The 22,507-nt window shown below is 51.0% G+C and carries 16 protein-coding genes, 1 other RNA gene and 1 pseudogene; 9 read left to right on the top strand and 9 right to left on the bottom strand.

The features are described 5' to 3' along the window. Positions 1–76: 76 nt before the first annotated feature. The 3 genes from BM331_RS01185 (at position 77) to BM331_RS01175 (ending at position 9,859) form a co-directional block, all read left to right on the top strand. Positions 77–5,203: an Hpt domain-containing protein gene (locus tag BM331_RS01185; protein ID WP_074926210.1), complete on the top strand. Its 5,127-nt coding sequence runs from the start codon at positions 77–79 to the stop codon at positions 5,201–5,203. A gap of 183 nt (positions 5,204–5,386) precedes the next feature. Further along, positions 5,387–8,185, top strand: coding sequence for a type I restriction endonuclease subunit R (locus BM331_RS01180; RefSeq protein WP_074926208.1), 2,799 nt, complete (start codon positions 5,387–5,389; stop codon positions 8,183–8,185). Between the two features lie 15 nt (positions 8,186–8,200). After that, the gene (locus tag BM331_RS01175) at positions 8,201–9,859 is read left to right on the top strand and encodes a type I restriction-modification system subunit M (RefSeq protein WP_074926205.1); all 1,659 of its coding nucleotides are present in this window, start codon (positions 8,201–8,203) and stop codon (positions 9,857–9,859) included. Between the two features lie 63 nt (positions 9,860–9,922). On the opposite strand, the pseudogene BM331_RS12330 reads toward BM331_RS01175, so the two are convergent. Continuing rightward, a pseudogene (locus BM331_RS12330) lies at positions 9,923–10,603 on the bottom strand (IS5 family transposase); the annotation flags it as partial. A gap of 505 nt (positions 10,604–11,108) precedes the next feature. Between BM331_RS12330 and ssrS the strand changes: the two are divergent. The 5 genes from ssrS (at position 11,109) to BM331_RS01135 (ending at position 15,532) form a co-directional block, all read left to right on the top strand. Further along, positions 11,109–11,288, top strand: a non-coding RNA gene (ssrS, locus tag BM331_RS01155) — 6S RNA. A 45-nt stretch (positions 11,289–11,333) separates the two neighbouring features. Continuing rightward, complete coding sequence (locus BM331_RS01150; protein ID WP_074926201.1) at positions 11,334–11,789, top strand: EVE domain-containing protein; 456 nt, start codon at positions 11,334–11,336, stop codon at positions 11,787–11,789. 77 nt (positions 11,790–11,866) lie between these two features. Next, complete coding sequence (locus tag BM331_RS01145; protein ID WP_074926199.1) at positions 11,867–12,667, top strand: sulfite exporter TauE/SafE family protein; 801 nt, start codon at positions 11,867–11,869, stop codon at positions 12,665–12,667. A 33-nt stretch (positions 12,668–12,700) separates the two neighbouring features. Further along, positions 12,701–14,047, top strand: a complete 1,347-nt coding sequence (locus BM331_RS01140; protein ID WP_074926196.1) for a DUF3422 family protein — start codon at positions 12,701–12,703, stop codon at positions 14,045–14,047. 27 nt (positions 14,048–14,074) lie between these two features. Continuing rightward, positions 14,075–15,532 (top strand): catalase, encoded by a 1,458-nt coding sequence (locus tag BM331_RS01135; RefSeq protein WP_074926194.1) that lies wholly within the window; start codon positions 14,075–14,077, stop codon positions 15,530–15,532. A 46-nt stretch (positions 15,533–15,578) separates the two neighbouring features. On the opposite strand, the gene BM331_RS01130 is transcribed toward BM331_RS01135, so the two are convergent. From BM331_RS01130 to BM331_RS01115, 4 genes are read right to left on the bottom strand one after another with little or no spacing between them, the layout of a single operon-like run. Beyond that, positions 15,579–15,953 (bottom strand): YidH family protein, encoded by a 375-nt coding sequence (locus tag BM331_RS01130; RefSeq protein ID WP_074926191.1) that lies wholly within the window; start codon positions 15,951–15,953, stop codon positions 15,579–15,581. A gap of 49 nt (positions 15,954–16,002) precedes the next feature. Next, positions 16,003–16,707, bottom strand: a complete 705-nt coding sequence (locus BM331_RS01125) for an RNA ligase family protein (RefSeq protein WP_074926189.1) — start codon at positions 16,705–16,707, stop codon at positions 16,003–16,005. Positions 16,708–16,709: 2 nt separating this feature from the next. Next, positions 16,710–17,240 (bottom strand): hypothetical protein, encoded by a 531-nt coding sequence (locus BM331_RS01120; RefSeq protein WP_074926186.1) that lies wholly within the window; start codon positions 17,238–17,240, stop codon positions 16,710–16,712. Between the two features lie 3 nt (positions 17,241–17,243). Continuing rightward, the gene (locus BM331_RS01115; protein ID WP_074926184.1) at positions 17,244–18,527 is read right to left on the bottom strand and encodes an AAA family ATPase; all 1,284 of its coding nucleotides are present in this window, start codon (positions 18,525–18,527) and stop codon (positions 17,244–17,246) included. A gap of 168 nt (positions 18,528–18,695) precedes the next feature. On the opposite strand from BM331_RS01115, the gene BM331_RS01110 reads away from it, so the two are divergent. Beyond that, positions 18,696–19,343, top strand: coding sequence for an epoxyqueuosine reductase QueH (locus BM331_RS01110; protein ID WP_074926182.1), 648 nt, complete (start codon positions 18,696–18,698; stop codon positions 19,341–19,343). A gap of 150 nt (positions 19,344–19,493) precedes the next feature. Here the strand turns inward: BM331_RS01110 and BM331_RS01105 are convergent, their stop codons facing one another. The 4 genes from BM331_RS01105 to aroC all read right to left on the bottom strand — a co-directional run bounded on the left by BM331_RS01105 (position 19,494) and on the right by aroC (position 22,507). After that, positions 19,494–19,820, bottom strand: coding sequence for a Spy/CpxP family protein refolding chaperone (locus tag BM331_RS01105; RefSeq protein WP_074926180.1), 327 nt, complete (start codon positions 19,818–19,820; stop codon positions 19,494–19,496). Between the two features lie 56 nt (positions 19,821–19,876). Beyond that, a complete protein-coding gene (locus BM331_RS01100; protein ID WP_074926177.1) occupies positions 19,877–20,650 on the bottom strand; it encodes a complement resistance protein TraT in 774 nt (257 codons plus the stop codon). Between the two features lie 116 nt (positions 20,651–20,766). Continuing rightward, positions 20,767–21,120 carry a hypothetical protein gene (locus BM331_RS01095; protein ID WP_074926174.1) on the bottom strand — a complete coding sequence of 118 codons (354 nt, stop codon included), beginning with the start codon at positions 21,118–21,120 and terminating at the stop codon, positions 20,767–20,769. 214 nt (positions 21,121–21,334) lie between these two features. Next, positions 21,335–22,507 (bottom strand): chorismate synthase, encoded by a 1,173-nt coding sequence (gene aroC, locus BM331_RS01090; RefSeq protein WP_074926170.1) that lies wholly within the window; start codon positions 22,505–22,507, stop codon positions 21,335–21,337.

The raw sequence follows: 22,507 nt of genomic DNA, 5'->3' as shown, positions 1-22,507 counted from the left end.
CAGCTCTGTACAGAGCTGTCACCTGCAGCAAAATAAAGCCATTCATTATCAATTTCGGAATTAACAGGGCCGCATCATGAATACTGACACCAGGATAAATATCTCATCCGTTATGGGGATCAGAGAAGCCATCGAGCAGATTTTCACCCTGATCCACCGCCATTTTGATGCTTATGCCACGGATACGGATGACACCAGGCAGATTGAAGAATGCCGGTATTACATGCATCAACTGAATGGCATGCTTGAGATGCTGGAGCTGAGCGGGGTGGCATTTGTCGGGATCAGTGTGGAAGAGCTGCTGACAGCTTTACAGGAACGGCGGATTGAACCGGAGGCGCAGACTTTGGTTGTTGCCCGGCAGGCGATCCGCTCCATTTACCGTTATCTGGACGCACTGATAGATGGTGAGGCAGATAATCCGGTCAGGCTTTTTCCGATCTACCGCAAGATTATGCAAGTACAGGGGCTGGAAGAAATCTCTGAAAGCGATCTATTTTTCCCGGATATACGTGAATCGTTACCTCTACAATCAGTAGAGCTGGATCTGGATGATGCTTCCCGGCAAGAGACGGCCAAACAGGCGCGTGCGCAATTCCAGTCGGGATTGCTAAGCTGGCTGAAAGATGCTGATGACAAGCAGAGTCTGCAGAAAATGATTGAAGCGGTACGATCAATCGAGAAACTGCCGGCTTCTATTGAACAGCGGAAATTTTGGTGGCTCTCTTCCGGGTTCCTGGATAGCCTGCTTCATCAGGAGCAGGCCGTTGACAAGTCGGTGCGCAGATTGTGCGGGAAGATCGAGCAGGAAATCCGGCATCTAAACAAGGAATCACACGTTGTCGCTGCTCGGTTAACAAGAGAGCTGCTTTACCGGATCGCACGCAGCCAGCCAGTGAGTGAACGCCTCCAGGAAATCAGCCGTGTCTATGACTGGCAAGTTCCCTTGTCCACGATTGACAATCAAGAGCATCTTGACGAATCCATCATGAATGAAGAGGCAACCGCCTCGGATCTGCAGAGCATGCGTGTTTTGCTGGAAGACATTAATGATCAGTGGCGCAAGTTCAATACAGAAGATCAGGACAATCTTTCATCCCTGCAATCCCTGGTTGAACGATTCAAAGCATCGGCCTCTCAAGCAAATTGCCTACCGCTAGAGAAACTGGCAGGCGTCATTCATGGTGCCTTATCCTATTTGCGAATCCGTCCACAAAGCATGAATGAAGGGATTGCACTGGATATCGCCTCATCCCTGCTACTGGCGGAAAATGCTATCGATAATTTTCATCGTTTGTCGCCGGAATTTCCGTCACAGGTTGATGCACTTGCCACCCGTATCCGTGCAGTTACAACTGGCAAGGGAGGGGATATCGATTTGCCTGATTTGCCCAATCCGGATCAGGCAGGTCATCTCGCCCAGGAGAAAAAACTGTTCAAACAGGTGGCGCAAGAAGTGCTCACCAATCTGGCGCAGGTTGAAGATATCCTGGATCGTTTCTTTTTTGAACCGGAAATACGCAACGATCTGCCGCTTTTACCTGAATTATTCAACCAGATCAGCGGTGTGTTACATGTACTTGAGCTTGATCAAGCCAGTACAGTGCTGGATTCATGTCGGATTCTTACGGAGAAACTGACAGTATCTGATTGCTCGATAGATCAGGCCGAGCAGATGTTGCTGGCCGATGCGCTAAGTAGTCTTGGTTTTTATATTGAAGCACTCAGGAATTCCCAATCGAATGCTGAGGAAATTCTAGCAGCGACAATTCAGCAGCTGGACCAGAAGCCTGTCGAACAGGTTTTATCAATGGATATTCCGGAAACTCCTATTGAATCCGCTGCGACTACTGATCATTTATTTGAAAGTAGCCCGGAGCAGCTGATTGATCCCGAGTTGTTGGCAGTCTTTCTCGATGAATCCAGTGATGTACTGGCAAGCATCGCTGATCATTTAGAGTCATGTTATGCCAATCACGCGAATCAGGATGCACTGACAACCATCCGGCGTGATTTCCATACGCTCAAAGGTAGTGGTCGCATGGTAAAGCTGGAAGCGCTGAGTGAAGTGGCATGGCGCATTGAGCAGCTCATGAATCGCTGGCTGAGTGAGCAAAAAACGGCAACCAGTACGCTTCTGGATTTGCTGGCAGAAAGTCACAGGCAGTTTAGTAACTGGTGCGCCAACCTGAGAAAGGATGGTGCGGTAGAGATCAGAGCTGAACACCTGCTTGATCAGATCAGAGCGCTGATGTATGGCACGGACGAACAGCTGGATATTGCTGCTGCACCACTTGCACCTGAGAGGTTCGAACAGGCTCTGGAGATTGAACAACTGCCGACAATCGCTGATGTATTGCCTAACGCGGAAACCGGGACAGAAACGGCAATAAGAATTGGTAATAACGAGGTACCGGCGGATCTCTTTAGAATTTTCATCAATGAAGCCAGTACTCATGTTGCTACTCTCAAGCAGGCACTTGGTCTGCCCAGGGATGATGCCATTTTATCGGTTACCCATGAATCCATGCTGGCAGCGCATACGCTTGCCAGTACATCGCGCGCACTGGAATTGGGTTTCATCGCACAGATTGGACAAGCGCTGGAGTGTTGGTTTAACCAGCTGCTGACGACTTCAAGCATGCCCGGACAGCAAGCGTTATCGCATATGGCAACCGCGGTCAACTTGCTGGATGACATGTTGGCCACAATTCGGGAACATCAATTCCCTTCGGCAGAAACTGTGCAGGCCAGCACAGAAATCACACATGAATTGATGCGCCTTCTGGAAGAAGCTCCTGCTGTACAAGCAACCGAAACAGAGCAAATAGCGCCATTTGAATCGGCAGTGGACGAAGCACTGGAGGAAGATTCATCTGCTTCAGTGTCGGAGGCTGTAATTTCGTTGCCGGCTTCATCACTTCAGCAGGTGAAAGATGCATTTGCTGACTTGGATCGGGAATTGCTGGAAGTATTCCTTGAAGAAGCACAAGAACTGCAATCCGAGATTGGCACAAATCTGCGGATATGGCGTAAACAACCCGATCAGATGAATGCACGCAAGGCAGTATTGCGCGCCTTGCATACCCTGAAGGGCAGTGCCCGGATTGCTGGTGCGCAGCAAGTGAGTGATCTGGCGCATCAGATGGAAAGTGATATTGAATCTCTGTACGATCAGACGGCCTCCGCCGCATTGCTTGATCAGCTGGAAACACAGTTCGATACCATTTCGGATAAGGTTGAGCAGTTGCAATTCTCTTTACAGCCTGAATTGCAGCCTGCCCCGGTAACTGAAGCAGCAGAGGTGCATTCGGAACTGCTTCCTCCCACAGTGGAAACTGTTCCTGCCCTTCCTGTATCCGCAGTGGATGCTGATCAACCTTTCCACAAAACTACGCTGCGTGTCGATGCAGAATTGATAGATCGCCTGATTAATGAATCAGGTGAGTCGAGTATCATTCGTTCCCGGGTTGAGGCACAGCTATATGATCTGGAACAGTATTTGCAGGATCTGGGTGAAAGCGTGGATCGCATGCGCGGCCAGTTGCGTGAAGTTGAATTGCTGGCTGAAACCCAAATGCCAGCCAGCTCGCTACCTTCCGTAACTGAGCAGACAGATTTTGATCCGCTGGAACTGGATCGCTTTACTCGCTTTCAGGAGTTGACTAGGCTGATGGCGGAAAGCATGGATGATGTAGTCACCATTCATAAAAGTTTGCGTGAAATACAGCGTGCCGCTGCAATGACGGTGGATCAGCAGGCACATCTGAATCGACAGTTACAGCAGGATCTGCTGCGTATTCGTACCATTCCTTTCAGCCATTATTCCGAGCGCCTTTATCGTGCTGTCAGGCAGGCGACCAAAGATACCGGCAAGCAGGCTAATCTGATTATTCAGGGAGATAGCATTGAGTTTGATCGGGGTGTGTTGGATAAAATCAGCTCTCCCCTGGAACATCTACTGCGCAATGCGCTGGTACATGGCATAGAAACTCCGGAAGAACGCCTGGGTATCAGCAAGGCGGAAGCGGGCCAGATCACACTTAATCTACACCGGGATGGCAACGAAATTGTCATGGTGCTGCAAGATGACGGGATGGGGTTGGATGCAGAGCGCATTCGTGAGAAAGCGCGCCAGCTTGGGTTGAGCAGCCCGGAAAATGAGCAGGACGATGAGCAGTGGTATCCGCTGATTTTTACGCATGGCTTTTCCACACTGGATGGCGTGACGGATATCGCCGGGCGCGGGGTAGGGCTGGATATTGTCAGGAACGAGCTGGGCGAATTGGGCGGGAACATCACAGTCACGTCCGAGAAAAACCGGGGAACCACATTCACCTTGCGTTTTCCGGTGACATTGGCTGTAACACAAGCGTTAATGGTCAAGGCTGGGGATAGCACCTATGCCATCCCGACAGCGACCGTAGCGCATGTATTGGAAATGAATGCGGAAACACTCGGGACGGCTTATCAGGAACATCACCTGATATGGAACGGCGATCACTTTCCACTGGGTTATCTGCCACATCTGCTGGGGGTGTCGCATACTTTTCCTAAAATCAGGCGCAGTAATCGTATTGTGTTATTGCAAGCAGGGCATGAGCGCCTGGCTATTCATACCGATACCCTAATTGGGCAATGTGAAGTGGTCATCAAGAATATCGGCCCGCAACTGTCCAATGCGCCCGGCATTGAAGGAGCAACGATCACAGGAGATGGCAGCATCGTATTGATCATTAATCCGATCAAGCTACTGCAGCGCGAGCAGGTGCGGGAATTGCTGTCTGCAGGACCAATGGCACCAGTCGATGCTGCAGCTATTCATCCTTCTGCCACCGCACCGGTGGTCATGATTGTGGATGATTCGCTAACGGTACGTAAAGTCACCAGCCGGCTACTGGAACGCCAGGGCTATGAAATCCTGATTGCCAAGGATGGCGTGGGGGCGCTCCAACTGCTGCGCGAGACTGTACCCGCCATCATGCTGGTTGATATCGAAATGCCACACATGGATGGCTTTGAATTGATCCGTACTGTTCGTAATAACCCGGAGTTACAAAATATTCCAATCATCATCATCTCCTCCCGTACAGCAGAGAAGCACCGAAAAGTAGCAGAGGAACTCGGCGTAAATGAATTCATGGGCAAACCTTACCAGGAAGATGAGCTATTGCATCATATCGAACGCCTGATTAAAGAATGATGTCTCGGGTTTCAAGGCGTGAAGGAGAACTCTTGCCAGCCGGCCGAAGAGACTGTAATACCGGGTTGAAGCGCCACATTAAATCCACGATAGTGACACCTACCAGCGTATCGACGGCGAGATTTGCCCTAAGTAGGCTAAGCCGTGCAGAGTAAACGGCTGGATACTGAAGGGCGGTAGCTCATGACCCAATCCGAGGCACAAACCCGGTCGGAGCTCATCGACCATCAACTTGCGCAGGCTGGCTGGAACGTCAAAGACCCCACCCAGGTGATCGAGGAATTCGACATCCTCATCGCCTTGCCCGATGGTGTAGCCGAACCACGCATGCCCTATGAAGGGCACCAGTTCAGTGATTATGTTTTGCTCGGCAAAAATCGCAAACCGCTGGCGGTGATCGAGGCCAAAAAGTCCAGCCGCGATGCCGCTATTGGCCGCGAGCAGGCAAAGCAGTACTGCTACAACATCCAGAAGCAACTGGGCAGCGAGTTGCCATTCTGCTTCTATACCAACGGCCACGAACTCTATTTCTGGGATCTGGAAAACGCGCCGCCGCGCAAGGTGGTCGGCTTTCCAACCCGCGATGATCTGGAGCGCTTTGCCTACATCCGCCGCAATCGCAAGCCGCTGACGCAAGAGTTCATCAATACCTCGATTGCCGGCCGGGACTACCAAATCCGCGCCATTCGCTCGGTGCTCGAAGGCATCGAACAGAAAAAGCGTGATTTCCTGCTGGTGATGGCCACCGGCACCGGCAAGACCCGCACCTGCATCGCCATGGTCGATGCCTTGATGCGCGCAGGCCACGCTGAAAAGGTGCTGTTCCTTGTGGACCGCATTGCGCTGCGCGAGCAGGCGCTGGCGGCCTTCAAGGAGCACCTACCCAACGAGCCGCGCTGGCCCAATGTGGGTGAAAAGCTGATTGCTACGGATCGTCGCGTATATGTCGCCACCTACCCGACGATGCTCAACATCATTCGAGATGATGCGCAGTACCTGTCGCCGCACTTCTTCGATTTCATCGTCGTTGATGAGAGCCATCGCTCCATCTACAACACCTTCGGCGAAGTGCTGGACTACTTCAAGGCCATCACGCTGGGGCTGACGGCCACACCGACGGACATTATCGACCACAACACTTTCCAGCTTTTCCATTGCGAAGACGGCATCCCCACCTTTGCCTACACCTATGAAGAGGCCGTGAACAACGTGCCGCCCTACCTCTGCAATTTTCAGGTCATGAAGATTCAGACCAAATTCCAGATGGAGGGAATCAGCAAACGCACCATTTCGCTGGAAGACCAGAAAAAGCTGATCCTGCAAGGCAAGGAGGTTGAAGACATCAACTTCGAGGGTACCCAGCTCGAAAAGCAGGTGATCAACAAGGGCACCAACACCCTGATCGTCCGTGAATTCATGGAAGAAGCCATCAAAGACGCCAACGGCGTGCTACCCGGCAAGACCATCTTCTTCTGCGCCACCAAGGCCCATGCCCGGCGCATGGAAGACATCTTCGACAAGCTCTACCCGCAATACCACGGCGAACTGGCCAAGGTGCTGGTGTCGGACGACCCGCGCGTCTACGGCAAGGGCGGCCTGCTCGATCAGTTCACCAACAACGACATGCCGCGCATTGCCATCAGCGTGGACATGCTCGACACCGGCATCGACGTGCGTGAGATCGTCAACCTCGTGTTTGCCAAGCCCGTCTATTCCTACACCAAGTTCTGGCAGATGGTCGGGCGCGGCACCCGCCTGCTGGAAACCAGCAAGCCCAAGCCCTGGTGCCTTGAGAAGGATGTGTTCCTGATCCTCGACTGCTGGGACAACTTCGAATACTTCAAGCTCAACCCCAAGGGCAAGGAGCTTAAACCGCAGTTGCCGCTCCCGGTGCGGCTGGTGGGCCTGCGCCTCGACAAGATCGAGAAGGCCAGCGACAGCGGCCATGCCGACATTGCCAGTCGTGAAATCGCCAAGCTCCGCATGCAGATTGCCGCGCTGCCCAAAGAGTCGGTCGTGATCAAGGAAGCCGCCGCCGCTCTCGCACGGCTGGATGATGACAACTTCTGGATCAGCCTCAGCCACGACCGACTGGAATTCCTGCGCGCCGAAATCAAGCCGCTGTTCCGCACCGTTTCCGAGGCCGACTTCAAGGCCATGCGCTTTGAGCGCGACCTGCTCGAATATTCGCTGGCCGTACTGATTGAAGACAAGGAACAGGCCGAAACCCTCAAGGAAGGCATCGTTAAGCAGCTCAGCGAACTGCCGCTCTCGGTCAGCTTCGTGGAGCAGGAAGAGGCCCTGATCCGCGCCGCGCAAACCAGCCGCTACTGGGCTAAGGCCGACGAAGACGCCTTCGATGCCATGGTCACCAAGCTCGGCCCCTTGATGAAATTCCGCGAGCAATCCACCGGTCAGGAGCAAACCTACCTCGACCTGGCCGATGAACTGCACAAGAAGGAATGGGTGGAATTCGGCCCGCAACACGAAGCCGTCAGCATCACTCGCTACCGCGAAATGGTCGAAGCCTTGATTGCCGAACTCACCGAGCACAACCAGGTGCTGCAGAAAATCAAAAACGGCGAAACGGTGAGCAATGAAGAAGCCAACGAACTGGCCGAATTGCTGCACGAAGAACACCCGCACATTACCGAAGATCTGCTGCGCCAGGTCTACAAGAACCACAAGGCGCGCTTTATCCAGTTCATCCGGCACATCCTCGGCATCGAAGTCCTGCAGAGCTTCCCTGACGAAGTCAGCGCTGCGTTCGACCAGTTCATTCGTGCCCACACCACCTTGTCCAGCCGCCAGATGGAATTCCTCAATCTGTTGAAGAATTTCATCATTGAGCAAGAAAAGGTAGAGAAGAAAGACCTGATCAACGCCCCCTTCACGGTCATCCACCCGCAAGGTATCCGTGGCGTGTTCAGCTCGGCGGAAATCAACGAAATCCTGCAGCTGACCGAACGGTTGGTTGCCTAAGAAACAGGGCATCCCATGCTACAAAACAATCCCGAACTCAAAAGCAAGATCGACCAGCTCTGGAACAAATTCTGGAGCGGTGGCATCAGCAACCCGCTCACCGCCATCGAGCAAATTACCTATCTGCTGTTCATGAAACGGCTGGACGAACTGGATCAGAAGAGACAGGCCGATGCCGAGTGGATCGGCGAGAAATACACCTCCAAGTTTGACGGCACCTGGATTCCACCCGAGGAGCGCAACTGGCCTGTGGCGGAACAGCGTCCCATCGACAAACGCACGCTGCGCTGGAGCGAGTTCAAGCGCATGCAGGCCGAGGAGATGCTGCAGCATGTTCAGAGCAAGGTATTCCCTTTCTTGAAATATCTGAACGGTGCCGAATCCAATTTCACCCACCACATGAAAAACGCCGTGTTCATCATCCCCAAACCAGCCCTGCTGGTAGAGGCAGTGAAGACCATCGACGATATCTTTGCAGTGATGGAGAAGGATTCACAGGAAAAAGGCCAGGCCTTCCAGGATATCCAGGGCGACGTATACGAATTCCTGCTCTCGGAAATTGCCACCGCAGGCAAGAATGGCCAGTTCCGCACCCCGCGCCACATCATCAAGCTGATGGCCGATCTGGTGCAGCCGCAATTGGGCCACCGCATTGCCGATCCGGCCTGCGGCACCGGTGGCTTTTTGCTGGGTGCCTACCAGTACATCGTCACCCAGTTAGCTATCAAAGCCGGTACCAAAGACCTTGCGCCCGATGAAGACGGCTTTGTGCGCACCTCGGTCGCTGCAACGTTCGATGAAAAGCGTCAATTCGTCCTGCAAGAAAGCCTGTACGGCTACGACATTGACGCCACCATGGTGCGCCTGGGCCTGATGAATTTGATGATGCACGGCATCGACGAGCCGCACATCGACTATCAGGACACCCTCAGTAAGAGCTACCTTGAGGAAGCCAAATACGACATCGTGCTCGCCAACCCGCCCTTTACCGGCAGCATCGACAAGGGCGACATCAACGAAGCCTTGCAACTGGCCACCACCAAGACCGAGCTGCTGTTTGTCGAGAACATCTATCGCCTGCTGAAAAAGGGCGGCACCGCCTGCGTGATCGTGCCGCAGGGCGTGCTGTTCGGCTCGGGCAAGGCGTTCAAGGATTTGCGCCAAACCCTGGTGGAACGCTGCGATCTTAAAGCCGTCATCACCCTGCCCAGCGGCGTGTTCAAACCCTATGCCGGCGTCAGTACCGCCATTTTGTTGTTCACCAAGGTCTGGGGTGCGAAAGACAAAATCACCAAGCCCGCTACCAAGCACGTCTGGTTCTACGAGATGGCCGCCGATGGCTACTCGCTGGACGACAAGCGAACCAAGCAGGAAGGTTTCGGCGATCTGCAAGACATCATTGCCAAATACCATGTCCGCGATGCCACCACCGACACCGACCGTACCGCCAAGTGCTTCATGGTGCCGCGAGCCGATATTGAGGCCGAGAACTACGACCTCTCCCTGTCGCGATACAAGGAAGACGTATTCGAAGAAGTTCAGTACGACGCGCCAGGCGTGATTCTCGATAGGCTGATTCAGGCTGAGGTGGGTGATGTGGATGAAGCTGAGCTGGCCAAGATTCAAAGCGGCATCGTGCGCGAGCTGCTGGATTTGAAGGGGATGGTGGGATGAGAGTGGCTCAGATAAAGCAACTCTTTCGGATCATTGGTGGGAAGCCTGCGCCTAAGAGCCTGTTCAAAGTCTTTTGAGTAGAACGGCCATGAAGGCCAGATGAATGAACTGCAAGCTGGTGTTAAGTTTGCGCTCACAGTTCTTCCACAGCCGTCGATTCTTCTCCAGCCAGGCAAAGCTGCGCTCGACGATCCAGCGTTTGGGGATAACCTTGAACGTGTGCAATTCACTACGCTTGGCAATCTGCACTGTCATGTGCTCGCCCAGGATGTCCTTGACGCTCTGGACAAAAGGCTGACCGACGTAGCCGCTATTACACAGCAGACTTTGGATTTGTTTCAAGCTCGGTTTGCAGCGCTTGAGAGCCTGCAGCGCTCCTTTGCGATCAGTCACTTCTGCCGTGGTTACTGCAACCGCATGCGGCAAACCCTGGGTATCGACCGCGATAGACGCTTGATGCCCGATACTTTCTTGCCTGCGTCATAGCCCTTCTGGCCCGCCGTGTCCGTGTTCTTCACGCTCTGCGCGTCCACGATCAGGAACGTGCTGCAAGCGTTGCGCCCCAACTTCTCTCGGGCCGCGCCAACCTGATTTTTTTAACGCCCGCCCCAACAGGCTGACGCCATCCTAGTCGGGCTCGCTCCATTTACGCCAATAGGCATATACGCTTTGCCACCTGGGAAACTTGTCGGGCAGGTATCTCCATTGACAGCCAGTGCGCAGCAGATACAACACCGCGCAGTAATGGCTCTATCTCTCGGCTGATGTCGCTGGCGTATTTTGGTCTCTTCATCCATCTATTATCAGGGGTGAGAAACAGATTGCAAACAGGTTCTTAGAACAATGCGAGCGCCCGGCCAGTTTGTGCTGGTATGGTGATCACGTCCCAATCATGCCTATTGTATATAAAATCTTTGGCAAACCTGACCGGGATGTGGAGTACGTATGCTGGAGCAACCAGAACAAGATGCAACCCCGGCATAATAATCTCGATGTAAATGATTTGGCGGTGCATTGGCTTAGGGAAATTGGCCTTGTCAAGTCTGATCATCACTGATCTGATAATTTCCAATTCATGTTTTTTACAGCTAGCCGCAGATAAGGTAGAAAAAGCATGATTTTGACATGCCGGGATTTAAGCGTAAAATTAAATTATTGAAGTTTAATTGGATGATATGCTTTACGGGCTGGACGAATCCTGAAAACAAAATAAAATGATTTGTTTATACCGGAGCAGTCGCAACAAGTTTATTCCCTGCGGTGTTTGTTAAGGTTTGCGTTCTTTGAACCAATTCTTTGTATCTGGCTGCCAGCCAATGGTCGCTGTTGTGCGCACCCTGTTTACAGAGCGCGCCTGATGCGGCCGGCGGGCGGCCACTCTTGAACCTGTGGTTCAAGATAGCAGCCTGACGGCACTCGCGGGGATCCTCTTAGTCAGAAGTTTTGATTCTCTTCAAGTTTTACCTGTAAAAGCATGCGTTTCTGGCTGATGAAATCCGAACCATCGGAAATGAGTATCGATGGACTGGCTGCAAGGCCGGAACAAACCGTTGCTTGGGATGGCGTACGCAATTATCAGGCACGTAATTTCATGCGTAACCAGATGCAGGTTGGTGATCTGGTTCTTTTCTATCATTCGAGCTGCCCCGAGCCGGGGATTGCCGGTATCGTGAAAGTTTCCCAGCTTGCCTACCCTGATGAAACACAGTTCGATCCCGTCAGTAAGTATTTCGATCCGAAAGCTACACGCGAAAATCCACGCTGGTTCAATGTTGAAATCCGGTTTGTCAGAAAAACCCGGCTGCTTTCCCTTAAAGAGTTAAGAAGCTACCCTGAACTGGCAGGAATGCGCATCCTGCAAAAGGGCAATCGGCTGTCCATTACCCCTGTTGATCCGGCGGAATGGAAGTTCATCGAGGCAAAGCTGTAAGCAGTGATGCTGCCATATATTTGCCTGTTCCCGACATTTTCAAGCTTGCTTAAAATCACCGACGAGGCATCCCTGGCATGGAAGCATGGCCGGTTTACCTGCTGACAGGAGGGATAGTCGGTTTTCTTGCCGGGTTGCTGGGTATTGGCGGTGGCTTAGTGATGGTGCCGGTGCTAGCTTCTATTTTCATAGCTTTGGATTTCCCGGATGACCGTGTTTTGCACATGGCGCTGGGAACGACAACAGCAATTATTACCCTGACCTCAATTTCCAGTTTGCGCGCCCATCATGCCCGTGGTGCAGTGAACTGGTGGGTTGTGCGCTATATTTCTCCTGGAATTATCGTTGGCGCACTGACTGGCTCGACTGTGGCCAGCCAGCTTTCAAACCAGATATTGAGTGTTGTCCTTGTTTTCTTTATCAGTTTTGCTGCTACACAGATGTGGTTTAACCTCAAACCGGGCTCGAGTTATGCATTGCCGGGAAAAATCGGCATGTTTGCAGCAGGCAGTGTAATCGGTGCAATATCCGGCCTGGTGTCTATTGGGGGAGGGATGCTGACAGTACCTTTTCTTGTGACTTGTCAGACGAGGTTACATCATGCTATTGGAACGGCTGCTGCAGTCGGGTTTCCGGTAGCGTTGGCTAGTGCAGCAGGTTACGCTGCCAATGGTTTGTTACAAAAACAGCCACTGCCGGATTATTCATTAGGATATATTTATCTGCCCGCGCTAATTATGGTGGCGTTGGCGAGTATGGTAACTGCACCGCTGGGAGCCAGAACAGCACATATTCTTCCTGCGGCATTACTTAGGAAAGTTTTTGCAGGGCTGCTTTATTTGCTGGGCATTAAACTTTTACTGGATTTCTGGAATTAACGGATTTTTAATCATCAGAAAATTTTTCAGACTATGACTGACACTTTGATAAAAAGCTGGCTATTGGATATCCCTGAATATTTTGAGCGGAAGATGTTGCATGATGAACTGAATGCGGATGTATATGAGTTGGTCAATATTCCGTTACAGCTTTCTCACCTGGTTTTACTCTCAGATCGACAGTGGGTAAGTAGGGAACGCGGATTGGTTATTGAGTTGTGTAAACATTTCAACATCAGGATTCTCAATGGTGCTTTTGATCAATTGAGCGTTGAGCTGGGTGATTTTCATCTGCGCTGGGAGCGGCATACAGAATACTCTACCTATACGTTCTACAGAGAGGGTTCATTTGATGAACCTTTTGCCCAACCAGCTATTGCGTATGTTCCACAGGGATGGCTGGCGAAATTACCTGGAGAATTGCTGGTTGCAACGCATATTGTGTTGGAAGATCGCAGGTGCCCCGGTCGTAGCATGAGTGAGCTGGCCACTCTGTTTTCGTCCAATACCGTCATCGGCTCTAAAGTTTCTGCGGGCAGTGCCAGTGTCTGGAGCGATAACCAGATCCATCCGGACGGGTTTACTCGTTTTCTGGTGCATGATGATAATTTGCGCAGTCGCCAGGTTGGCAGGCTGGTACAGCGGCTGCTGGAGATTGAGACTTATCGCATGCTTACCATTTTGCCATTGTCTATGACGCGCGAAATTATTCCTCAGCTGGAGCAATACGGAGATCAGCTGATAGGATTGATGACGGCCAACAATACACCCAACTCGATTGAAGATGAACAGCAGTTGCTGGTGAAATTGACCGCTCTGGCCACAGAGATCGAAAAGATATCAGCTCAATCCAGCCACCGTTTTAGCGCATCACATACTTATCACATCATCATGCAGCAACGAATTACCGAGTTGCGTGAGGAGCGCATTGAAGGCCTGCAAATGCTGTATGAATTCAGGAAGCAGCGGGTTACTTCAGCCATGAGCACCTTTGATCTGGTGCGATCCAAACTTGATACGCTGTCATTACGGGTGGAGCGGGCCACTTCCATGCTGCGTACGCGGGTGGATATTTCGATGGAATCGCAGATTCGTGACCTGCTCAAATCGATGGACGCCCGGGCGCATCTGCAACTGCGTTTGCAGGAAACCGTGGAGGGGTTGTCAGTGGTTGTGTTGAGCTATTATCTGCTGGGCATCACGGGATATGGTCTGCGGGCCGCTAAAGCAGCAGGGTTAGATATCGATATAGAACTGATGACTGGTATTGCGATTCCAATTGTTTTGACAATCGTGTTTCTTGCTATCCGGAGATTTCGTCGGATAGTGAGTAAATCTGCCTCAAGATCTGCTTCCAGTAGCGGAAAAAAAGGTGCTTGATGTAAAACTTCCGGAAGGAGAGAACAAATGGATGATAGCAAAAGGAAATTGACGACCAGTGCCGGTGCACCAGTGCCGGATAATCAGAATGTCATGACTGCCGGACCACGTGGCCCGATGTTGCTGCAGGATATCTGGTTTCTGGAAAAACTTGCACATTTTGATCGTGAGGTAATTCCCGAGCGCCGGATGCACGCCAAGGGCTCCGGTGCTTACGGCACCTTCACCGTGACACACGATATTACCTGTTACACACAGGCAAAAATCTTTTCACAAATTGGTAAGAAAACTGAATTGTTTGTCCGCTTTTCCACGGTGGCGGGGGAGCGTGGCGCTGCTGATGCAGAGCGGGATATTCGCGGTTTTGCCATCAAATTTTATACCGAAGAAGGTAATTGGGACTTGGTGGGGAACAATACGCCGGTATTCTTTCTGCGTGATCCGCTAAAGTTTCCGGATCTCAACCATGCGGTGAAACGGGATCCCCGTACCAATCTGCGCAGTGCGCGTAATAACTGGGATTTTTGGACATTACTACCGGAAGCGCTGCACCAGATTACCATTGTGATGAGTGATCGCGGTATTCCTGCGACATATCGGCATATGCATGGTTTTGGCAGCCATACTTTCAGCTTCTTCAATGCTCGGCGGGAACGATACTGGGTGAAGTTTCATTTCAGAACACAGCAGGGCATCAAAAATCTGACGGATGCCGAGGCGGAAACACTGATCGGCAAGGATCGGGAAAGCCATCAGCGTGATCTGTATGAAAGCATTGAACGTGGCGAATTTCCACGCTGGACATTATTTGTGCAAATCATGCCGGAAAGTGATGCGGCTGGTCTTTCCTGCAACCCGTTTGATCTGACCAAGATCTGGCCGCACAAGGATTATCCGTTGATCGAAGTGGGTGTGATGGAGTTAAATCGTAATCCGGAAAATTATTTTGCCGAAGTCGAACAAGCGGCGTTCAATCCGGCGAATGTCGTACCGGGAATCGGCTTTTCACCAGATAAAATGTTACAGGGACGACTGTTTTCTTATGGCGATGCGCAGCGCTATCGCTTGGGCGTCAATCATTATCAGATTCCGGTCAATGCGCCGCGTTGTCCTTTTCATAACTATCATCGTGACGGCGCTATGCGCACTGATGGTAATTACGGCAGTACGCTGGGATATGAGCCGAACAGTTATCAGGAATGGCAGCAACAGCCCGGGTATACAGAACCTCCTCTGGCACTGGAAGGTGCAGCCGCTCACTGGAATCATCATGAGGATGAAGATTATTATACCCAGCCGGGCAATCTGTTCCGGCTCATGAGTCCCGCGCAACAGCAGATACTGTTCGATAACACTGCGCGTGCTATCGGTGAAGCCTCCCGTGAAAGCCAGCTCCGGCATATTATCCATTGCCTGAATGCGGATAGAGCTTATGCTGAAGGCGTTGCCAGAGCGTTGGAAATTCCGATGGGTGAAGTGGGGTAGATCTACAATAGATCTGCGATTGGTACCGTGAGGATACTCGTGCTGTTCAATATAAACGCCACAGCCAGAGCGCCAATGCCAGTATCAGCCCGAGTAGGGCGACTGCCAGATTGACCAGAAGCCCCCATTTCGCTGTATAGCCCGGTGGGAATTCATCCGGTGTAAGTGTTCGAAGGACAACTGCATACTGGCGAGCAGAATGGGCAGAGGTAATTGCGCCTAGAACAATAAAGGCCAGACCCAGCCATAACATGCCTACCAACTGGCCGGGGCTGATAATTCCCGGTGAAATGGCAAGTGTAAGCTTGCCTGCACGCTCCACCACGAAACCAAATGCAATTAGTGACAGGCTGGTACGGTTCCAGGCAAGCAGGGTGCGCTCGGCAGCAAATAATACTCTCGGATCTTTCAGATTTGACATGATTTTCTCCCCGGCAGCCTGATTCTGTTACCAGTTATCACATGGCTGTTCATGATGTAGTATATTTTGCTGATCTGGCATTCACTAGATTCCATTCAATTGCCCGGCTGCGCCAGTGATCTTCGATTGCCTGGACAAATTCCCGATTAACCAGCTTGGCCCGGTTTTTGCACCAGAGCGGCGAATCACAGCGGATAACAATACCTTCAACCTTACCGCTGCGGTAGCGGCTTTCTGCATTCTCCAGCAATTGAATCAGCTGATCTTGCGTTACCCTCGCACTTTTTAGCAGTGGTACCGTGGTGAAATTTAATTGCCGGGCCAACTGATTACGTCGTTCAACGCTCCAGAATTTGCCTGCTTCTCGATCATAAACATCAAACAGCAGGAACCAGTCCGGTAGCTTGTTGTAATCGAGTGAATGCCGGGCTGCACACCATTCCCCAAACAGGATCAGTTCCGGTGTCAGAGTTTGTTTAAGGACTTCTCCATGCTGACCAAGCCAGCTGTTCAGACGAGAAAACTGGCCAGCGAAAGGTTGTGGCAGATACTGACCACGGTTCTGCGCGCGCAGTTTGCCACGCTCATCCAGAGAAATACCCAGATTGGCGCCATCCAATTTTTCCTCAATCAGCACCTCATCCTGTAGCAGCATGGCAACTTCGGAATCGGATAATAGTTTGTCATCCCTTGGTTGGCCTTTCCCCAGCCAGAGCAGGTGAGGGGTATTAGGGAAACGGAAGAATTCGGTCATGGTTATCTCCTGTTTGCCTTTTCCGTGTGTTTGGCGCGAGACCAGTCTTCAATAATGGGTTCCAGTGACAGACCAGCACGTATCAACGCATGTTCCCAGTCATGCCAGTCGGTATCACCGGCGAAGGCGATAGCGCTTTCTCCATAGTGCTTCATGGCTTCCAGTGCGGCGGCGACCATTTTTCGATCAGCCAGGTCGTGTACCACTGAGTCCAGTGGTGGTTGCAATATGGCATGGCCGTCAGCATCATATTGAATATCCACATTATCCACGGCCAGTGTGCTCCATTTATGGATGACAACCTGAATCCCGTAATCGTTGAATCCGAGCTTGTTGTCATATTCCTCCTTGATCTTTCCGGCTGAATCCAGCACCAGTCTCGCCGGGCTGTTTTCAAATTCAACCAGCCATTGCCATACCCGGAACCGCAGTGCGGGATCTTCCGGTGTCGTATCGATATCTTTCGGCATAACAGGATTCACCACACTGGCAAGGATCAATATATTGGTATCAACCACATAACGCTGCTTCATTGATTAATTTTGCTCCTGCTGGCGGGCAAGCATTAATCGGGCCTGTTCGCGTGTTTCGCCCAGTGCATCGCCAAAGAAGTGTTGTGGCCAGTTATTTACCCGGCCAAATTCATCAACTTTCAATTTTCGTAATATTGCGTTATCTGCCACTCTTTCCACAAACAACATGGCAATCTGTTCTGCTGATGTTTCTTTCCGTGCAATCAGCGTTTGCATTCGGCGAAACAGATGTTCCGAGTGTGTTTCCACGATAAATTGAATATGGCGTGACCGGCTCAGCGCTACAAAGAATTCTGCCAGTACGGATTGTGCCAATGGGTGCAGATGGATTTCAGGTTCTTCCAGGATCACGGTGCTGCCTGAAGGCGCAAAATAGCCTGCGGTCAGCACAGGGAGGATCAGTGGGATACCAATGCCGACATCGCGCAGATTAGCGGCAATGCCATCCTTATGCACTACAATTTCGTAACGGGAAGAACGACCTAGCTGTTTGATGGCCAGTTTTTCTGCTACTTTCATTCGGGCCAGCCAGTAAGAAATCCCATCCAGAATTTCATTGTGTTTGCCATCCTTGCTCAGTGTGCCGGACAGCAGGACATCGATAGTGCGATGGCCGTCACTTTCAATTTGGCCGGGCGTTGTTTTGTTCCAGACGTAATCGCGTTCTGGTTTACGCCGTAGTGGACCCAGATAACAAATATTTTCCAGCTCACGCCGGATGACAAGGCTCAGATCTTCAGCAATAGCGCCATTGCTGCCCAGTGTGGCGATCGCCTCGGCAGGAAGTGCAATAGAGCGTTCAGGGGCGAAATTCCTGTCTTTAGCGCATGCTCGGGTTTCATCTGCAATAAAAATGGCATAGTTTTCTTTTTCCCTCCGTACTGCACGAAAACGGTGCGCACCGGTGGAGAGTGCCAGCTCTTGAATGGCGGCGGCGCCTGCTGCAGTTTGCCGATAGCTGCAGGAAAATCGCCCCTCGTTTACCCGCGACTGTTCATGTGTCTCAAAAGCAAATGTAATTGAAAATTCGCGTGGAGATTGCGTGCCACGTTTCAATACATCATCGAAGCTGCCAAAGTTAAACAAATCGCTGGTTTCATCACCTCCCAGGTTGAGGTGAACCGAGCGATCCGGGGATTGTATCGTTTGCTTCAATAGCAGCAGACTTTGAATCAGCGAAGATTTTCCGGATGAATTGGTGCCCAGTAGTACAGTCACCGGTTTTAGTGCGATCGTCCCGGTGTCTTCCCAGGCTTTGAAATTGATTAACCTTAAAGAAGTAAACATAGATTGAATTTATTTCCTGTCGTCATATTATGTTGATTTTATCGGATCCTGCACAGCCTGCTTATGGCTGCTGTTTTTAAAGTTTCTAAAACTGCCGAGTGATTCAGTAAAGTATCAGCCAAGTCTATAATGCAGCAATTGAATAACAGCGTACAGGTGGATTGAAAAATGGAACGTGGAAAACTGGAACTGCCGGAAAACGGTAAAAAATTGCTGCTGCATTCCTGCTGTGCACCTTGTTCAGGCGAGGTAATGGAGGCAATCATGGCTTCTGGGATTGATTTCTCTATCTTTTTTTACAATCCAAACATCCATCCACGCAAAGAATACGATTTACGCAAGGATGAGAATATCCGTTTTGCGGAAGAACATAGCATCCCGTTTATCGATGCTGATTATGACCGGGATGAGTGGTTCAAGCGGGCAAAAGGCATGGAAATGGAGCCGGAGCGGGGCGTCCGCTGCACTATGTGTTTTGACATGCGGTTTGTACGCACAGCACTGTATGCCTATGAAAACGGATTTGATGTTATTTCCAGTTCACTGGGTATTTCGCGCTGGAAGAATATGGAACAGATTAACGACAGCGGCGTAAGGGCCGCCGCGCAGTACCCCGGGGTTACCTACTGGACCTATAACTGGCGCAAGCAAGGGGGTTCCGCACGCATGCTGGAAATCAGTAAACGGGAGAAATTTTACATGCAGGAATACTGTGGCTGTGCTTATTCACTGCGCGATACCAATAATTGGCGAGAAAAAAACGGCAGGGAACGGATTCGGATTGGAGAGAAGTATTACGGGGATGTTACCGAGTAAATCCGCATTACCAGATAGCCGCTGGCAGATGCGGGACAATCCAATAATACATGGCCGATATGTGGTTTTTGTTTTGTAGCCTGGGTGTGGGCTGTGTGGTGATTAAGGGATCTCCGATCATGGCAGAACTTGATCAGAGCCCCTTAAAGTCTATTTTTTGCCAGAGCTGCTTTTCTGGCGCATTCTTTTATCCAGTTTCTGCATTTGCTCAGGCGTGAGCACCGCTTGCAAGCTGGTATGGGTTTCTTCCTGAATTACCTGTAATTTCATTTTTTCCTCCTTGAACACCGCTTCAACTTTCTTTTTCTCATTGTTGAGAATAGTTTCAACCTGAGAGCGCTGTGTGTCACTGAGCCCCAGCTCTTTTGCCATGCGATTGACCATTGAATGACTGTCAGCGGGCTGTGCTGCCAATATGGTCGTGGATGACAACAAAGCCACTAAAGCCAGCGTGATGATCGTGGTGTTTATGGTCATGTGAATCTCCTTGATAAGTTGCCACCCGGATGCTGTGCCGGGCGACAGGCAGAATGTCAGAATAATCCGGAAATAGTGCGTGCCAGACCATTCGTTAACTCAGGCGCAGCTTCTTCATATTCAAGATTAGCTTTATTAGCGATGCTGACGACGCGGGTGCGATATTTGTTCATTTCGCTGACTTTGGAAGAAGTCTGTCTTTTGGAACCCCCAACCCCCTGTTTTAGATCCTGCTGACGATCTTCGCGCACGATGACGCCATCTTCAGCGCGCTCAGCGATCTCAACATCGGTGATGGCCATAAAGGTAACGTCTTTTACTGCAGCCCCGGCGATGGTATCCACCAGGCCAAATGCCGCAGCCCCGGCGAGCCCACCAATCCCGGCACCACCCCAGCCACTAATAGCTGCGCCAGTTGCCGCACCTGCTGCTGCACCCAGTGCCGCACCACCCAGCCCGCCGTAGCCGGCTTTCAGTGCGGCTTCAGCCGCAGTCGGGCTGGCTTTCTCAACGCTCAGCACGTTGACTTGCAGCCAGTAATGCGCCGCTTTCGGGTTTTCTGTAATACGGTAACCTTTGCTTTGTAATGAATTGATAACAGATGGAGCAATATCGAAATTGGTTTTGTCAGAAGTATTGCGAATGTTCAAGTAGACAACTTTTTGTCCTGGCTCGATCGGATCCAGAAAAATAGTGTCGCTCATCTTGGTTTGCACATCCAGATCCTTTTTTGCAATGGATGTATGAACCGCAGCACAACCGCCCAATGTCAAAGAAAGAGCCATGATTCCGGCCAGAGTCCAGGCCGGTTTGCTGATGGAATAACCCATTTCATCTCCTAGTATTTAGTATTTGTGTGAAAGATTAAAGAGCAAACAAATAAACTGTTTTTATATATGGTTGAGATATGTGATTGCCACTTGCATATACTTTGCAATTAAACAATTTACCAGCCGTAATAAAAGGGAAGGTAGCGATTAAGGCCGTAATAGCCGCCATAATAGGGGCGGGCGTATCCGCCAAAATAGCTTCCATAACCATAATTTCCACCTGTCGTACAACCAGGTCCGACGCAAGCTGGTGCATGACTGGGCGCGATGCTGGATTTACCCTTTTGTGTGGCCTCTTTCAATGCGGAGGTCAGTTCTGCATCGCTGGGGACACTAAATGGCTTATTGAGAATTTCAGCATTGAATTGTCGTTGAATTTCACTGATATCTTGCGCCCATCCCGTAGTACTGCTGGTCAAAAGAAACAGCAATCCCACGTAAACAGCAAAATTTGATTGTCTTGTGCCCATTCTGCTATCTCCTTACGATAAAGTTGTCCTTAAAACGGAACTTGTTTCAGGTTCTTAAACGATTCTGGCTTTCCGGAATATCGAATATGGATTTTTAAGTACGAATTATGCAATTGTTGTTGCTTGATCAGTGATTTTTTTCGTTGTCAGCGGCGAGCTGATTTGAAAGGGGTAGAGTTGAGAATCGCCGATTTTTCTGTGGCAAGCAATCTGTTTACGAATTTTCATCCGGTTCCGGATCTTCAGCCCGACGTACGTCGGGTTGTGTTGTTGCCGGATTTGTTGGATTGATGGTATTTCCAGGAACTTTGGGAGTGGTACAAACCACATCCTCATTCTGCCCTCGATGACGCAGGGCATGATCCATCAAGACAATAGCCAGCATCGCTTCTACGATAGGCGTTGCCCGGATGCCGACGCAGGGATCATGTCTGCCGTGGGTTTCGACGATTGCGGGATTGCCAGCCTTGTCAATAGAACGCCGCCCGAGCCGGATGCTGGAGGTGGGCTTGATCGCCACGCTGACGGTAATCGGCTGTCCGCTGGAAATGCCGCCCAGAATTCCACCGGCATTGTTGCTCAGAAATCCTTCGGGCGTGATTTCATCCGAATGTTCCGTTCCTTTTTGCGTCACACTGTTGAATCCGGCACCAATTTCCACCCCTTTGGCTGCATTGATACTCATCATGGCATGAGCAATATCAGCATCCAGTCGGTCGTAAACCGGTTCACCCCAGCCAACGGGTACACCTTCCGCTATCACATTGATCCGGGCACCCGCTGAATCGCCTGATTTGCGCAAAGCATCCATAAATGTTTCCAGTTTGGGAACGTAGTCATCGTCCGCAACAAAAAACGGATTCTGGTTGATGGCCTCCCAGTTTTTAAAGGGAATGGTGATTGGACCAAGCTGCGCCATATAGCCCCGAATGACAATGCCATAGCGTTCATGCAGCCATTTTTTGGCAATAGCGCCAGCTGCCACCCGCACAGCCGTTTCCCGCGCGGATGAACGACCACCACCACGATAATCGCGAATGCCGTATTTTTGCCAGTAGGTGTAATCTGCATGGCCAGGACGGAACACATCCATGATCTTGCTGTAATCCTTGCTGCGCTGATCTTCATTACGAATCAGCAGAGCGATGGGTGTCCCCGTTGTGATGTTGTTAAATACGCCCGAGAGTATCTCCACCCGATCTCCCTCATGCCGCTGGGTGACATGTCGGGATGTACCAGGTTTGCGTCGATCCAGCTCCAGTTGAATATCCCCGGTGGATAACACCAACCCGGGTGGACATCCATCCACGATACAGCCGATCGCCGGGCCGTGGGATTCACCAAATGAAGTGACGCAAAACAGCTTTCCGATGATATTGCCAGACAT

Origin of the sequence: Nitrosomonas eutropha (genome assembly GCF_900116685.1) — a bacterium.
Classification (GTDB): domain Bacteria; phylum Pseudomonadota; class Gammaproteobacteria; order Burkholderiales; family Nitrosomonadaceae; genus Nitrosomonas; species Nitrosomonas eutropha_A.
The sequence above is the reverse complement of the archived record's forward strand: the minus strand, read 5'-3'. Positions and strand labels throughout refer to the sequence as shown.

Excerpts from the sequence above, each read along its gene's own strand:
- BM331_RS01105 (WP_074926180.1), bottom strand. The coding sequence starts at position 19,820 with ATGACCATAAACACCACGATCATCACGCTGGCTTTAGTGGCTTTGTTG.
- BM331_RS01150 (WP_074926201.1), top strand. The coding sequence starts at position 11,334 with ATGCGTTTCTGGCTGATGAAATCCGAACCATCGGAAATGAGTATCGAT.
- BM331_RS01145 (WP_074926199.1), top strand. The coding sequence starts at position 11,867 with ATGGAAGCATGGCCGGTTTACCTGCTGACAGGAGGGATAGTCGGTTTT.
- BM331_RS01135 (WP_074926194.1), top strand. The coding sequence starts at position 14,075 with ATGGATGATAGCAAAAGGAAATTGACGACCAGTGCCGGTGCACCAGTG.
- BM331_RS01115 (WP_074926184.1), bottom strand. The coding sequence starts at position 18,527 with ATGTTTACTTCTTTAAGGTTAATCAATTTCAAAGCCTGGGAAGACACC.
- aroC (WP_074926170.1), bottom strand. The coding sequence starts at position 22,507 with ATGTCTGGCAATATCATCGGAAAGCTGTTTTGCGTCACTTCATTTGGT.
- BM331_RS01175 (WP_074926205.1), top strand. The coding sequence starts at position 8,201 with ATGCTACAAAACAATCCCGAACTCAAAAGCAAGATCGACCAGCTCTGG.
- BM331_RS01095 (WP_074926174.1), bottom strand. The coding sequence starts at position 21,120 with ATGGGCACAAGACAATCAAATTTTGCTGTTTACGTGGGATTGCTGTTT.
- BM331_RS01180 (WP_074926208.1), top strand. The coding sequence starts at position 5,387 with ATGACCCAATCCGAGGCACAAACCCGGTCGGAGCTCATCGACCATCAA.
- BM331_RS01100 (WP_074926177.1), bottom strand. The coding sequence starts at position 20,650 with ATGGGTTATTCCATCAGCAAACCGGCCTGGACTCTGGCCGGAATCATG.
- BM331_RS01120 (WP_074926186.1), bottom strand. The coding sequence starts at position 17,240 with ATGAAGCAGCGTTATGTGGTTGATACCAATATATTGATCCTTGCCAGT.
- BM331_RS01130 (WP_074926191.1), bottom strand. The coding sequence starts at position 15,953 with ATGTCAAATCTGAAAGATCCGAGAGTATTATTTGCTGCCGAGCGCACC.
- BM331_RS01125 (WP_074926189.1), bottom strand. The coding sequence starts at position 16,707 with ATGACCGAATTCTTCCGTTTCCCTAATACCCCTCACCTGCTCTGGCTG.
- BM331_RS01140 (WP_074926196.1), top strand. The coding sequence starts at position 12,701 with ATGACTGACACTTTGATAAAAAGCTGGCTATTGGATATCCCTGAATAT.
- BM331_RS01110 (WP_074926182.1), top strand. The coding sequence starts at position 18,696 with ATGGAACGTGGAAAACTGGAACTGCCGGAAAACGGTAAAAAATTGCTG.
- BM331_RS01185 (WP_074926210.1), top strand. The coding sequence starts at position 77 with ATGAATACTGACACCAGGATAAATATCTCATCCGTTATGGGGATCAGA.